Raw genomic sequence first — 15,111 nt, forward strand, 5'->3', positions numbered from 1 at the left:
TTTTAAATTGGAATTTGGAATTTAATTTTTGGTATTTTTTTCAATTGGAATTTCATATAAAATTATTTTATAAGTTATATAATTTTATCTTTGTCTTTGCGTTATTCCCATATAGGAACGCCAAAAAAAATATGGTAAAACAATTTGTTTTATTTTTTATGATACTATTTTGTTCGGTTTCCTTCGGACAAATTGGTGGGCGCTACACCTATGAATTTCTAAATTTAACGACATCACCCAGACAGGCGGCGTTAGGTGGTAAAACGATAACGATTTATGATGAAGATGTTAATCAGGTCATGTTTAATCCAGCTACCCTAAACCAGGATATGGACAATCATCTGGCTATGAATTATGGTAGTTATTATGGAGAAGCATCTTATGGAACTGCTTCTTATGCTTATACTTACGATCGACATGTACAAACTTTTCATGCCGGAATAAGCTATATTAACTACGGAACATTTGAAGGTTATGATGAAAATGGTCAGGCAACTTCAGACTTTACTGGTAGTGAAGCGGCGTTATCGTTCGGTTATGCATACAATATACCTTTTACAGATGTTCATGTTGGAGTAAATGCAAAGTTAATAACTTCAACATTAGAAAGTTATAATTCGTTTGGAGGCGCAATTGATTTAGGTTTTTTATATATAATTGAAAAGAATGATTTAAATCTGGCACTTGTAGTTCGAAATATAGGAACTCAGTTTACAACATATTCAGGAATACAGGAAAAATTGCCACTTGAAATCATTGCAGGAGTGTCGCAGGAATTAGAGCATGTGCCACTGCGCTGGCATCTTTCTTTAGAAAATTTACAACAATGGAACGTTTCCTTTTCGAATCCCGTGCGTGGTGAAACCAATATCGACGGAACAACAAGTGAAGAGAAAGTTTCTTTTGTAAATAATGCTTTAAGACATGTTGTTTTTGGGGCAGAACTTTTTCCACAAAAAGCAGTTAATTTGCGTTTAGGTTACAACTTTAGAAGAGGTGAGGAATTGAGAATTAATGATCAGCGTAATTTCTCAGGCATCTCTTTAGGTTTCGGTTTAAGAATGAACCGTTTAAAATTTAATTATTCATATTCACGATACACATTAGCGGGTAATTCGAGTCTTTTTGGACTAATCATAAACTTTCAATAATTAGGTAATTTATGAAGCTATTTTATTTGATTCTTTTTGTTACTGCAGGTTTTTTTAATACCTCAAAATTAAATTTTAAAAATGAAAACATGACTGATGCCGAAATCGAAAGATTTAATTATCAGTTAAATGAAATTAAGGAAGTGATTAGTACTGATTCGAAGTACAGTAAAAAGATTGCTTTTTTAGTAGATATGAGGATAAAGTCGGGTAAAAATCGTTTTTTTGTTTACGATCTGGTAAATAATAAAATTCTTGACCAGGGACTTGTAGCACACGGATCAGGTTCTGAAACTTCGGTTAGAGGGGAATTAAAATTTAGCAATGAACCAAATTCTAATTGTACCGCATTAGGCAGATATTCGATCGAAAAATGTTATAAAGGAATTTTCGGAAAAGCTTACAGACTAAACGGATTAGACGAGACCAATAGCAATGCTTTAAAAAGAGCAATAGTTTTGCATCATTATTCTGCAGTTCCTGAGGAAGAACAAGATTATTATATATCACGCAGCAAAGGCTGTCCAATGGTTAATGAACAATTTTTTAAAAGAATAGAAAAAATAATTGATAATTCTAAATCGAAAATAGTTTTAGATATTTATTATTAGGTTTAAAGAAAATTCATTGTTAAGGAATAAGAGATAAAATCTATTGTCAGTCTTGTTTTATTGGGCTGGTGATAGATTTTTTTACATTTAGATTTTATGAAACAGTTCTATGTTCTAGTTGTTTTTTTATTTACAGGGATTTTGCACTCGCAAAATGGTTTAGAAGATGTAATGAAAAAGTACGCCAATAAAGATTGGTATTATTTGACAGAAACAAATAAGGAATTGGTTTTGTATCGTTATTGCACATTACTTTCCTTTACTTTTACTGAAAAAGAAATTATTACCAAAGACACACCTTATAGTGAGTTGGAGAAATTCCCTGTTGACAAAATTCTCTATGATGAACAGAAAAAGTCACTTGATATATATTCAGTAATTAACGGTGTAACACAAAAGGGCTCTATAACACATTATGATGAAAATAAAATAAAAATTGACTTTGTTTATTACGTAGATACAGAAGGTGATACTAATGTTAAACGTCAAGTAATATTAACAAATAAAAAGGGCTTTAAAGAAGTAAAAAATATTGACGTTTGTGATAAAAAGAATGTGAAAATTAGAAAATTAAAGCAAGCAGAAGAACCTCCACCGCCTCCTCGTTAAAAGTAAACGATTATTTAAAATATGAAGAAAATTATTTTTGTTCTTTTTTTAATTGTATTCATTTGTATTGGATATATTGTTTTTTTTGAAAATAAAAATAGTTCCATAACAAATAGTGCAGCGATCCATTTGTCTCGTATAAATGAAGCAAAAAAAGTGATTAATAGCAACTCTAAATACAATAATAAAATTGCCTTTTTTATTGATATGAAAATCCCGTCGGGTAAAAATCGCTTTTTTGTTTATGATTTAAAAACAGATAAAATTATAGACAAGGGATTGGTCGCTCACGGCTCTGGCTCTGAAACTGGAGTAAAAGGAAAACTTCAATTTAGCAATGTACCTAATTTGTTAAGTACTTCATTAGGAAAATATTCAATTGGAAATCATTACAAAGGTAAGTTTGGAAAAGCGTATAAGCTGTATGGTTTAGATAAAACAAATAATAATGCCTTCAAACGAGATATTGTTTTTCATTATTATTACGATGTTCCATATAACGAGAAAGATGGCTACATTTGCAACAGTTATGGCTGTCCAATGGTCAGTAAAAGATACTTTGAAAGAATAGCCAAAATAATTGATGCATCAGAATCTAATATTTTGATGTGTATTTATTATTGAAAACTCTTAAAATAATAAAAACTAAAACATAAAACATTGAAAAAGATTACTATTGCTATCGACGGATTTTCATCAACAGGAAAAAGCACTTTGGCAAAACAATTGGCAAAAGAACTTGAATATGTATATGTAGATACCGGAGCAATGTACCGTGCTGTGGCTTATTTTGCAATGCAGTATAAGTTTATTGGTGCTGATTTTTTTGATAAAGCAGCTTTGATTGAATCTTTACCAAAAATTCAATTAGAGTTTAGATACAATGCTGATTTAGGTTTTGCTGAGATGTATTTAAATGGTGAAAATGTCGAAAAACCAATTAGAACAATTGAGGTTTCCAGTTTTGTAAGCAAAGTAGCCGAAGTTTCTGAAGTACGTGCCAAATTAGTTGAACAACAACAGGAAATGGGAACTAACAAAGCTATCGTGATGGATGGCAGGGATATAGGAACTGTAGTTTTTCCAAATGCAGAACTTAAAATATTCATGACTGCCAGTGCCGAAACCCGAGCGCAAAGACGTTTTGACGAATTGCAGCAAAAAGGTGACAATGTTTCTTATGAAGATGTTTTAAAAAATGTAGTAGAAAGAGATTATATAGATACACACCGCGAAGATTCTCCTTTAATAATTGCTGATGATGCAATTGAAATAGATAATTCTTACTTAAGCAGAGAAGAACAATTTGCTGCTGTTTTAGAATTAATAAATGACGTTGTTAAAACAGTTTAATTTTTTGTAGATATCATTTTTAATGGTAGTTTTACCGCTTCATTTATTTCTAAAGACAAATTCATCATATGGGCATTAAAAACAGGTTGATTATAATGAGCTTTCTTCAATTTTTTGTTTGGGGAGCTGGCTTATAACAATTGGAAATTATTGGTTTGGAACTAAAAATTGGGAAGGAACCCAATTTGGTCTTGTTTTCGGAACTATGGGAATTGCTTCTTTATTTATGCCTACTTTGACCGGAATTATTGCTGACAGATGGGTAAATGCCGAAAAATTATATGGTTATTTGCATATAACATATGCTTTAGTTTTATTTGGTATTGCACAAGTTACAACTCCTGATAATTTTATTTATGTAATGCTTGCAGCAATGTGTTGCTATATGCCCACAATTGCATTGAGTAATTCAATTTCATATACTTCATTAAAATTAAATAATAAAAACATTGTAAAAGATTTTCCGCCAATTCGTGTTTGGGGAACTATTGGTTTTATTGCCGCAATGTGGATTACCAATTTAAGTGGAAGTAAAGCCACAGAATATCAATTTTATATTGCAGGAATTGGAGCTTTAATTCTTGGAATTTATGCTTTTACATTGCCAAAATGTGAGCCACAAAGATTGACCAAAGAAGATGCTTCATTAACAGAAACATTAGGTTTAGAAGCTTTTAAGTTATTTGGAAACTATAAAATGGCTTTGTTTTTTGTTTTTTCTATGTTTTTAGGAGGGGCTTTGCAATTAACAAATGCTTACGGAGATGTATTTCTGGATGAGTTTAAACATTTTCCAAAATATGCAGATTCTTTCGTAATTAAATATTCGACGATTATTATGTCGATTTCACAGGTTTCTGAGACCTTGTTTATTCTGGCAATTCCGTTTTTCTTACGACGTTTCGGAATCAAACAGGTAATGCTTATTAGTATGCTTGCGTGGGTTTTACGTTTCGGATTATTTGCCTTTGGAGATCCTGTAACAGGCTTATGGATGATTATCTTGTCATGTATCGTTTACGGAATGGCATTTGACTTCTTTAATATTTCAGGTTCGTTATTCGTAGAAAGCAATACCGATTCTAAAATACGTTCATCAGCGCAAGGATTATTTATGATGATGACCAATGGAGTAGGAGCTGTTTTAGGAAGTTTAACTTCGGGTTGGGCAATTGATCGATTTTTTACCAAATCGTTTAGTAATACAATCGAGTTATCTGGATTTTTGCAGACAGAAACTACAAATCCTAAAATGTTAGAATTTGTAAAAAGTCAGGGGAATTCAATTTCTACAGATGGAGTTTTTGCAAATCCAATTTTAATGAAAGACTGGCATACCATCTGGTTGTCGTTTGCAGCTTACGCTTTAGTTATTGCGATTGCTTTTGCTATTTTATTTAAACATAAACATGATCCGAAAGAAATAGAAAATTTGAGTCATTAAGATTATATTATTTTATTAAAAACCCGACAAATTTTAAATTCTGTCGGGTTTCTTGTTTTATTATTTTATCATATATTTAAAAAATGCAAAATCAGATAAAAAAATCACTTCCGCCGTTCAAAGCCGTTACTTCAAAACCAATGGTATTTATTAATATTATACTAGGGCTTTTTGGAGTGTTTTTTCTGCTATTCTTTCTGGCGGGAATAATTTTTATAATGACGAATTCTTTTGAAGAAACCGGATTGGATGAAATTGCTACGATTGCATTTTTTTTGATATTTCTATTTGCTTTAGTAAGTTTTTCGGCATTGCTATTTTATTATAGAAAAAGAATGTATACCACAACTATAATTGATGAAAAAGGGGTTCGTTATCTAAATAAATTTAATAATGCTATTGTAAAAGATTTGCCGTGGAGTTGTTTCGCTAAAAAAGAAAAAGTTGAATACATTTTAGAACCACCAAAATATGATGTTAATTCAAATACGCCTATGAAAGCAGTGTTTGATCAGTTTTATTGGCCGGTTTTAATTAATGATAAAGTCATAGTTCATAATAATGCATTTTTAGGAAAACACTTTTTTTCAATGATTTATTCTAACCGGTTAGAATTGATTAGGGCTTTTGTTTTAGGAACTGCGCATTACAGACCTGATATTACTATAGATCCCGCAATTTTTGTAAAGCACTATATTGATTCTGAAAACTATGTAATTAATTATCGTCAACGAAGGCAAATTCAATTTTTTGGATTTTTATTTTGTGTGTTGATTTTAGTAATTTTATACTTTGTAGTTTATTGATTTTAATTGTTTTAAAATTTTAAGTCATGATAAAGCAAATATTAGGTGTTATTCTTGGGTATGCTGTTTTTGTAATTAGTTCTATATTTCTTTTTAAATTTTCAGGAGTTAATCCGCATGAAGATGCTTCGAAGTTATTTATGGTTTTGACATTTGTTTACGGAACTGTTTTTTCGTTTATAAGTGGGCTAGTTGCTCAATTAATTTCAAAGGCGAGAAACTTAAAAGTTAATTATGTGCTTTTTATTATCATGATTGGTTTTGCTGCTTTTTCACTTTTTAAATCGAGTGGTAGTTCCTGGACGCAATTGCTGGCAATTTTTGTTTTTGCGCCTGTTTCTGTTTTGGGAGGTTTGTTTTGGATTAAGAGAAATAAGAAATAATCTATTATCTTTGTTGTCGTTCAGGCTTTGATAACAAGTATTTGAACAAAGAATATTAATAAATATAAAATACCACAAAAGTTTCTAAATTTAGAAACTTTTGTGGTATTTTTGTTATATGCAATTTGAATGAAATATTTTGAAACAAAATTTTTAGAAGAGGCTGATGAGTTTATATCAAAACTTGATAGAAAAATAATTAATAAATTATTTTATAATATTGATTTGGCAGAGAAAAGTCATGATCCAAGATTATTTAAAAAATTGAAAGATGAGATTTGGGAATTTAGAGTGAGATTTGGAGGTACTCAAATTAGGCTATTAGCATTTTGGGATAAAACGGATAATAAACAAACTTTAGTTTTTGCAACTCATGGCTTTTTCAAAAAGGTGGATAAAATTCCAACTGACGAGATTGAAAGAGCAAATAAAATAAGGATTCGCTATTTGCAAGATAAGTAAAAAACAAAATTATGGAAAAGAAAATAATTAAGTCGTACTCTCTTTCTGAAATGAAAGATAAATATATTGGTATAGTTGGTACACCTGATAGAGATCAATATGAATATGAACTTCGTATGGATATTTTAGGAAGAATGATCAAGACCGCAAGAAAAGAGAGAAACCTTACTCAAGAGCAATTAGGAGAATTAATTGGTGTGAAAAAAGCACAAATTTCTAAATTGGAAACCAGTGCAAATAGCGCAACAATTGATACTATAATTAAGGTTTTCAAAGCACTAAAAGCTGAAATTAGTTTTAATGTGAAAATAGAAAATCAGAATTTGCAGGTTTCGTAAAACTTTGTAAAAGTTTAAAACTTTGACAAAGATAGTTGCGCATAGTAAACCCGACAGTCCCGAAGCCTCGGGATAAAACCTGTCGGGTTTGTCAATAAGGAAGGGTTGGGTTTTTTAAAAATACTAAAACCTCTAATCTAGCCCCGATAGAGCGGATATCCTTTTATGGTGGCGTTCACCATAAAAGATAGGAGCGAAAGCGGGACTGGACGTCTTGAAAAACCTGAAATCTTCTGCTCCTGAATAATTGATTGATTATCATTTGGTTTTATTTTGCCATTACAAATAAATGTATTAATTTTGCAGTCCTTTTGGCAAAGAAGAGTTTCCTTTAGGTATCAACTATTTATGTAAAACAACTTCTGTTTTTTCTACTGCATTAAGAAACTCGAGAAATACAGAATACAAATTTTTTATCAGAGCATGTCTGAACAATTAAAATCACAAGAAGAGTTTTTAGCAAATTTTAACTGGCATAACTTCCAAGAAGGAATTGATGCAGTAGATGAGAAAAACTTACAAGAATTCGAAGAACTAGTTTCAAAAACTTTCATCGCTACAGACCAAGAAGAAGTAGTTGAAGGTGTAGTTGTTAGAATTACAGATAGAGACGTTATCGTTGATATCAACGCAAAATCGGAAGGTGTTATTTCTTTAAACGAATTCCGTTACAACCCAAACTTAAAAGTTGGTGACAAAGTAGAAGTATTAATCGACATCCGTGAGGATAAAACAGGTCAATTAGTATTATCTCACAGAAAAGCACGTACTATTAAATCATGGGATAGAGTTATTTCTGCAAACGAAACAGGAGAAATCGTTAATGGTTTTGTAAAATGCAGAACTAAAGGTGGTATGATCGTTGACGTTTTTGGAATTGAAGCTTTCTTACCTGGTTCTCAAATTGACGTTAAGCCAATTAGAGACTACGATGTATATGTAAACAAAATGATGGAATTCAAAGTGGTAAAAATTAACCACGAATTCAAAAACGTTGTTGTATCTCATAAAGCGCTTATCGAAGCTGATATCGAAGTACAGAAAAAAGAAATCATCGGTCAATTACAAAAAGGACAAGTATTAGAAGGTGTTGTTAAAAACATTACTTCTTATGGTGTGTTCATTGACTTAGGTGGTGTTGACGGATTAATTCACATTACTGACCTTTCTTGGAGTAGAATCAACCACCCAAGTGAAGTTCTTGAATTAGACCAAAAATTAAACGTTGTAATCCTTGATTTCGATGATGAGAAAACAAGAATTCAATTAGGATTGAAACAATTAAACGCTCACCCATGGGATGCTTTAGATGCTAATTTAACTATTGGTGATAAAGTAAAAGGTAAAGTAGTTGTAATCGCTGATTACGGTGCATTTATTGAAGTTGCTGAAGGTGTTGAAGGTTTAATCCACGTTTCTGAAATGTCATGGTCAACTCATTTACGTTCTGCTCAGGATTTCGTAAAAGTTGGAGATGTTGTTGAGGCTGTTATCTTAACTTTAGATAGAGATGACCGTAAAATGTCATTAGGTATCAAACAATTGACTCAAGATCCATGGACTGACATTACTTCTAAATACCCAGTAGGTTCTAAACATACAGGTATCGTTAGAAACTTTACAAACTTTGGTATTTTCGTAGAATTAGAAGAAGGAATTGATGGATTAATTTACATCTCTGACTTATCTTGGACTAAGAAAATCAAACACCCATCTGAATTTGTAAATGTTGGTGAGAAACTTGATGTAGTTGTATTAGAATTAGATGTTGAAGGACGTAAATTATCTTTAGGTCACAAACAAACTACTGCTAATCCTTGGGATCAATACGAAGATTCTTTCGCTGTAGGAACTATCCACAATGGTGAAATTTCTGAAATCGTTGACAAAGGAGCTACTGTAGAATTCGGAGATGATATCGTTGCTTTCATTCCTACTCGTCACCTTGAAAAAGAAGACGGAAAGAAATTGAAAAAAGGTGATACTGCTGATTTCAAAGTTATCGAATTCAACAAAGAATTCAAAAGAGTAGTTGCTTCTCACACTGCTATCTTCCGTGAAGAAGAAGAGAAAAACGTGAAAGCTGCAACTGAAAATACTTCATCTAACTCTTCTAACACAAATGCACCAGCTGCAACTTTAGGAGATAACAATGATGTATTAGCTGCATTGAAAGCTAAAATGGAAAAAACTGAGAAAAAATAATTCTTAATTTCCTATAAATAGAAAGTCCCACAGCAATGTGGGACTTTTTTTTTGTTCTTTATTTTTAGTTTTTAAGACATTTTAACAAATAAAGTTGTGTTATTGTCTTAAAAAGTTACTTTTGTAATAAAAATTCTATATATGAAGAAACTCTACTTTTTGGCTTTTGCTTTATGCTTTTTAAATAGTTTGAATGCACAGATTATTAATATTCCTGACAATAATCTTAAAATGAAGTTGATATCATTAAATGTTGATACAAACTCAAATTTTCAAATTGAAACTTCTGAAGCACTAAATTTAAAATTTTTAGACATTAGTAATTCAAATATTAATTCTTTACAAGGATTAGAGAACTTTACAAATCTTGAGTATTTGAATTGTAGCAACAATCCAATATTTAATTCAATTGATTTTAATCTACTTCAAAAACTCACTTATTTAAACTATTCTTTTATTCAAAGTACTACGTACTTTAATATTGTAAATTCAAACCTTACGACATTAATACTTGATGGATCATCAAATTTAAAAGAAGTTCAATGTACAGGTAATAAGAACCTAACGTCATTAAGTATTAGAGGTGCAGTAAATATGACAGATCTTTGGTGTTCTAACAATAAGTTGGCATCCCTGGATTTAAATGGGTTAACAGCTCTTAAAAATGTGCAATGTCAAGGTAATCAATTACAAACATTAGATGCAGGCAATTTAATCAATCTTAAAAGTTTAAGTTGTGGAGGAAATCTATTAAGCACACTAAACATTACCGGATCAACAAGTCTAACTAGTTTATCTTGTCAAATTAATAAATTGCTTAAATTAAACGTAAGCGGTTTGATAAACTTAGTAAATTTAACATGTTTTTCAAATCAATTAATGGAATTGAACGTCAATGGATTGGTTAATCTTAAAGAGTTATACTGTGATGGAAATTATATTCCGTCGTTAAACTTAGATGGTTTAGCTAATCTGGAGTGGTTAAATTGTACAGATAATCAATTAAAAACACTAACCGTAAATGGATTAATAAATCTTAAGGGGATAAAATGTGGTTATAATCAACTAGCTTCTTTGAATTTAAACGGATTAACAAATCTCTTAAATCTTGAGTGTTATCATAACCAATTGAATACATTAGACTTAAGTGATTTAAATAAAATAGAACAATTTAGCTGCTATCAAAATGAGCTTACCTCATTATTTATCAGAAACGGAAGCAATGAGGGAAAAACTTTAGACTTCTCGCAAAATCCTAATTTACAATACGTTTGTGCAGACGAGAGTCAGTTAGCAGATGTTCAAACCCTAATTACTAAATACGGTTATACTAATTGCAATTTAAATTCGTATTGTTCTTTTAAACCAATTGGAACCTATTATACCATTCAGGGAATTAATAAATTTGACTTAAATAATAATGGTTGCGATGGTTCAGATTTAAGTCTTCCAAATTTAAAATTTAGCTTATCAGATGGAACCAATAACGCAAGCATAATAGCTGATGTAAATGGTAATTATTCAATTTACTTACCAGTTGGTACTCATACAATAACTCCGGTTTTAGAAAACACAGCTTATTTTAATATTTCGCCAACGGATTTCAATGTTACTTTTCCGGGACAAATAAGCCCGCTAGAACAAAATTTTTGTATAACTGCAAATGGTAGCCATCCCGATTTAGAGGTTTCAATTTTACCAATTACTGCGGCTATACCCGGATTTAATTCTTCATATAAAATTATTTACAAAAACAAAGGAAATACAACACAATCAGGTGTTGTAAATTTAACTTTTGATGATGCTGTTTTAGATTTGGTTACCACAAATCCTGTTGCGACTCAAGCATTAAATAATTTATCGTGGAACTTTAGTAATCTAAAACCTTTTGAATCTGCAGAAATCATTTTTACATTTAAAGTAAATACTCCAACCGCTGTTCCTCCGGTAAACAATGGAGATGCTTTATCATTTAAAACATCTATAGTGTCTGCCTTTACAGATGACACACCTTTAGATAATAATTTTACCTTAAATCAAACGGTTGTAGGCTCTTATGATCCAAACGATAAAACTTGTTTAGAAGGTTCAATTATTACATCTAGTCTAATAGGCGAATACGTTCATTATATGATTCGTTTTGAAAATACAGGAACATCTCCTGCAAGAAATATTGTTGTTACTGATATAATTGATTTAACAAAATTTGACATCTCAACATTAATCCCAAATAGTTCAAGTCATTCATTTGTGACCAAAATTTCAGAAGGAAACAAAGTAGAATTTATTTTCGAAAATATAAATCTTCCTTTTGACAATACAACTAATGACGGTTATATTGCTTTTAAAATTAAGACCAAGCCGACACTCGTTGTTGGAGATTCATTCACCAACGATGCTAATATTTATTTTGATTATAATTTTCCGATTTTAACTAATAAAACCATTTCAACTTTTAAAACTGTTAGTAATCTGGGGACCCAGGATTTCGAGTTTTCAAATTATTTCACTTTATATCCAAATCCGGCTAAAGATGTTTTAAATATTACTGCAACTCAAAGTATAGAAATAAAATCATTAGCTATTTTTGATATTTTAGGACAATTAGTAATAGCTGTTCCAAATGCAAAATCAGTTTCTACTATTGATGTTTCAAAACTTAGAACTGGTAATTATTTTATTATGGTAAAATCTGATAAAGGAAATTCAAGCATGAAATTTATCAAACAATAATAAATTCCTCCAAATAATAAGTCCCACAGAAATGTGGGACTTTTTTTATTCGTTTCTAAAAAATGTTTTAGATTACTTCTCTACTTTCACAACAAGTGGATTATTAATCTTTTTAGCAAAAGAACTCAAATACGTTTCCCATTCTGTTTTGGTTTGAAATGGACTTCCTTTTTTCCATCCAAAACCAACAAAATAGATTGCTTTATTGTTTTTTACTTTTAAGTTTCCATACAAATTACTTAAGTCTTTATCATTGGTAAGATAATTATCAAAACTCGTTAAGGTGTTTTTTGGCGCAACTAATCCAGTTCCAATTTCAGAATCGTCAATTGGTTCCCAATGACTTAACCAGCCTTCTTTTATGTTTGTGCCAATCGTTCCTTTTTTATCATGAAGTGTTAACCCTGCAGCTATTGTTTTTGTTCCTGTAATAGAAATTTCAAGTCGGGATAAATAGCTTCCGTAGTCCAGACTAATTAATTTAGATTCGGTTATTTTATTTCCTTTTGCATCCCAATCGGCATAAGTTAGAATAAAACTGGTTCTGATTGGGCCAGTTGTAATAGTTTTCCAGCTGATGAAATTCTTAGAAAAATAATATTTATTGTCAACTTTTACAGCTATTCCGCCAACGCCACGACTGTTTCCAACATGAAAATTATCCAAACCTTCGCCAGTATCTTTATGATAAGTTCCTGTTCCGTTAGTGGCTTTTTCATACCATTTATTAATAATAGGATAATCGACTCTTTTTAGCCAGGCATCAATTCCGCTAGTCAGAGTTCCGCCTTCAATTTTATTTTCAACCATTTGTTGTGCTACAGGACCATAAGTTCTAAAAGCAACTTTGTTGTTTTCCCAGGCATAATCGTCTGTTCTTTCGGGAACAAATCTCGAATAGCAAATACTATTTTTTGTTGCTGATGTATTTTTTGCCACAACAACTTCAAAATCTTTTTGAGAAGAAGCATTTATTTTCGGCTGAAATAATAAAACATCCATTGTTCCGTCGCCATCGTCATCTACAGCTTGACTTTCGAGAAATAAACCACTGTTTTTTTCCTTTATGGCAAGTTCTTCCAATTTTGCAGCATCGGGTAATCCGAGTGATTTTTTTGTGAGTTCAACAGTTTCAAATTCCCTTTCAATATTGAGAGAATTTATTATGGTTATAATTTTGTTTTGAGAATGGGCGACAAAATTACTTGCCACAATTACAGTGAGGAGAAGATATTTTTTCAATTTTTTGTGGTTTAATTTTCGTTAGAAAGTTAGTGACTTAAAATGCTTATGACTTTCTAAAATTACAAATGAAACTTTAGATATAAATACAAATATGGTATAAAAATGTACAAAAATTTAATTTTAGCAGTTAATATGAAAACCTATTTATTGTATTTAATATTCTGTACTGTAGTGTTTTAAAAGTTATTTATTACTTTTAGTCTATCAATTTAAATATTAGAAAAGATGAAAAAAAAATATTTGTTGATTACAATAATCTTCTTGAGTTTTCTAAAGTTGTCTGCACAATCTCAAACAGCTAAAAGTATTGACTATTGGAAAGAAAAGTTAAATTCTATAAATACTCAATTAGCAGATGCTTTTGTAGATAAAGACATCAATGTCATAATGAAATATTATGATGAAAATGAGCCAACCTGCATGCCTGAATACTATAAGGCAATATATTCAAAATATGGTATAGCATACTACTATCAGCAATGGTTTGATAACGTTAAGATAAATTCGTATAAACGTACTATTTACGAAGTTTTATTAATTAAAAATCACTTAGTAGAAATAGGAACTTTTACCAATAATTTTACAAAACCTGATAGTACTTTATTTGTTTATGACGGAAAGTACATGAATGTATGGAGAATTGAGAAAGATGAGAATCTCACCCTTATATCAGAAATTTGGGGAGCCAATACTGCAGTAGATAAATCTAATTTTTCATTCTTAAAACCGCAGGCCAGTAATATGCCAAAGCTAAAGGTAAACAAATCTATATATGATGAAGTAAATAAACGTAATGATCTTATTGCTAAACTTGTAACAAAAAGAGAAGGCGAGAAACATGCTACAGAGTTATTTGCAAATGATGCAATATACATGACTTATGACACGCCAATGCTGATAGGTATGGATAATATAAAACCTTATTTTGTTGAACATGAGAAACCAAATGGAGTATCAATTGATTTTTTAGAAATTAAGGCAAGTAAAATGATTGCTCTCGATAAATTTGTTATAGAATATGGTTATTATTATGTAGACGTTTCGTGGGACAAGAAAAAAGGAAAAGCAACAGTTACCGGAAAAAGCACAAATATCTGGAAAAGAGATAAAAATGGTATTTTGATGCTTTATCGCCAAATGGTAAATCATGACTAAACAGAATCACTTTTGAAATAATATCAAATTGAACTATTGCTAAATAAAAAGAATTATCTTTAAGATTATAATATCAAAAAAATGAAACAAAGCGCCGGTTTATTACTCTATAAATTTGTAGATGTAACGATTTATTTTTTATTAGTTCATCCTGGTGGTCCATTTTGGAAAAATAAGGATTTAGAAAGCTGGTCAATTCCAAAAGGAGAGTTTACAGATGATGAAGATGGATTAGTTGCCGCCCAGCGTGAGTTTGTCGAAGAAACAGGCTTTGAAGCAGATGGAGATTTTATTAAACTGGAACCTGTAAAACTCAAATCAGGAAAAACAGTTTTTGCCTGGGCTTTAGAATTTGATATTGACGTTACTTTAATAAAAAGTAATGAATTTGAAATCGAATGGCCGCCCAAGTCCGGAAGCATGAAAAGCTTTCCAGAAATTGACAGGGCAGAATGGTTTCAAACCGCAGAAGCTTTAAAAAAAATTAACCCGGCACAGGCTGATTTTATAGTTCAGATTGTTTCCAGAATATCTGCTTCACTTTAATTTCACAGACTTTTTAAAATTTATTTTGTAATTTACATTCTTGTCAAATTTGATAATTAAATGTAAAAAA

At 30.8% G+C, this 15,111-nt stretch carries 14 protein-coding genes and 1 pseudogene; 14 read left to right on the forward strand and 1 reads right to left on the reverse strand.

Features of this window, described 5'->3' with window-relative positions; translation table 11 throughout:
• Positions 1 to 131 precede the first annotated feature (131 nt).
• The 12 genes and pseudogenes from porQ to RT99_RS21280 all read left to right on the forward strand — a co-directional run bounded on the left by porQ (position 132) and on the right by RT99_RS21280 (position 12,095).
• Positions 132 to 1,151, forward strand: a complete 1,020-nt coding sequence (gene porQ, locus RT99_RS21225; protein ID WP_042567184.1) for a type IX secretion system protein PorQ — start codon at positions 132 to 134, stop codon at positions 1,149 to 1,151.
• An 11-nt stretch (positions 1,152 to 1,162) separates the two neighbouring features.
• On the forward strand, positions 1,163 to 1,762 hold the full coding sequence (locus tag RT99_RS21230) for a murein L,D-transpeptidase catalytic domain-containing protein (protein ID WP_042566760.1): 600 nt from the start codon (positions 1,163 to 1,165) through the stop codon (positions 1,760 to 1,762).
• A gap of 96 nt (positions 1,763 to 1,858) precedes the next feature.
• Entirely contained in the window at positions 1,859 to 2,371 is a 513-nt protein-coding gene (locus RT99_RS21235; protein WP_042566761.1) for a hypothetical protein, read from the forward strand.
• 21 nt (positions 2,372 to 2,392) lie between these two features.
• Positions 2,393 to 2,995 (forward strand): murein L,D-transpeptidase catalytic domain-containing protein, encoded by a 603-nt coding sequence (locus tag RT99_RS21240; RefSeq protein ID WP_042566762.1) that lies wholly within the window; start codon positions 2,393 to 2,395, stop codon positions 2,993 to 2,995.
• A gap of 36 nt (positions 2,996 to 3,031) precedes the next feature.
• A complete protein-coding gene (cmk, locus tag RT99_RS21245) occupies positions 3,032 to 3,724 on the forward strand; it encodes a (d)CMP kinase (protein ID WP_042566763.1) in 693 nt (230 codons plus the stop codon).
• 68 nt (positions 3,725 to 3,792) lie between these two features.
• Positions 3,793 to 5,168 (forward strand): annotated as a pseudogene (locus RT99_RS21250) (nucleoside permease).
• A gap of 83 nt (positions 5,169 to 5,251) precedes the next feature.
• The gene (locus RT99_RS21255; protein ID WP_042566764.1) at positions 5,252 to 5,974 is read left to right on the forward strand and encodes a hypothetical protein; all 723 of its coding nucleotides are present in this window, start codon (positions 5,252 to 5,254) and stop codon (positions 5,972 to 5,974) included.
• A 26-nt stretch (positions 5,975 to 6,000) separates the two neighbouring features.
• Positions 6,001 to 6,357, forward strand: a complete 357-nt coding sequence (locus RT99_RS21260) for a hypothetical protein (protein WP_042566765.1) — start codon at positions 6,001 to 6,003, stop codon at positions 6,355 to 6,357.
• 129 nt (positions 6,358 to 6,486) lie between these two features.
• Positions 6,487 to 6,819, forward strand: a complete 333-nt coding sequence (locus RT99_RS21265) for a type II toxin-antitoxin system RelE/ParE family toxin (RefSeq protein ID WP_042566766.1) — start codon at positions 6,487 to 6,489, stop codon at positions 6,817 to 6,819.
• Positions 6,820 to 6,830: 11 nt separating this feature from the next.
• The gene (locus tag RT99_RS21270; RefSeq protein ID WP_042566767.1) at positions 6,831 to 7,157 is read left to right on the forward strand and encodes a helix-turn-helix domain-containing protein; all 327 of its coding nucleotides are present in this window, start codon (positions 6,831 to 6,833) and stop codon (positions 7,155 to 7,157) included.
• 423 nt (positions 7,158 to 7,580) lie between these two features.
• Positions 7,581 to 9,362 carry a 30S ribosomal protein S1 gene (gene rpsA / locus RT99_RS21275; protein ID WP_026984997.1) on the forward strand — a complete coding sequence of 594 codons (1,782 nt, stop codon included), beginning with the start codon at positions 7,581 to 7,583 and terminating at the stop codon, positions 9,360 to 9,362.
• A gap of 141 nt (positions 9,363 to 9,503) precedes the next feature.
• Positions 9,504 to 12,095 carry a T9SS type A sorting domain-containing protein gene (locus tag RT99_RS21280; protein WP_042566768.1) on the forward strand — a complete coding sequence of 864 codons (2,592 nt, stop codon included), beginning with the start codon at positions 9,504 to 9,506 and terminating at the stop codon, positions 12,093 to 12,095.
• Between the two features lie 72 nt (positions 12,096 to 12,167).
• Here RT99_RS21280 and RT99_RS21285 read toward each other — a convergent pair whose 3' ends face one another.
• A complete protein-coding gene (locus RT99_RS21285) occupies positions 12,168 to 13,337 on the reverse strand; it encodes a DUF4861 family protein (protein ID WP_042566769.1) in 1,170 nt (389 codons plus the stop codon).
• A 228-nt stretch (positions 13,338 to 13,565) separates the two neighbouring features.
• Here RT99_RS21285 and RT99_RS21290 point away from each other — a divergent pair, with 228 nt between their 5' ends.
• Positions 13,566 to 14,495 carry a nuclear transport factor 2 family protein gene (locus RT99_RS21290; protein WP_042566770.1) on the forward strand — a complete coding sequence of 310 codons (930 nt, stop codon included), beginning with the start codon at positions 13,566 to 13,568 and terminating at the stop codon, positions 14,493 to 14,495.
• A gap of 81 nt (positions 14,496 to 14,576) precedes the next feature.
• Positions 14,577 to 15,041: an NUDIX domain-containing protein gene (locus RT99_RS21295; protein ID WP_042566771.1), complete on the forward strand. Its 465-nt coding sequence runs from the start codon at positions 14,577 to 14,579 to the stop codon at positions 15,039 to 15,041.
• The last annotated feature ends 70 nt before the right edge of the window (positions 15,042 to 15,111 follow it).

Source organism: Flavobacterium sp. MEB061 (assembly GCF_000834715.1).
In the GTDB taxonomy this organism is placed as follows: domain Bacteria; phylum Bacteroidota; class Bacteroidia; order Flavobacteriales; family Flavobacteriaceae; genus Flavobacterium; species Flavobacterium pectinovorum.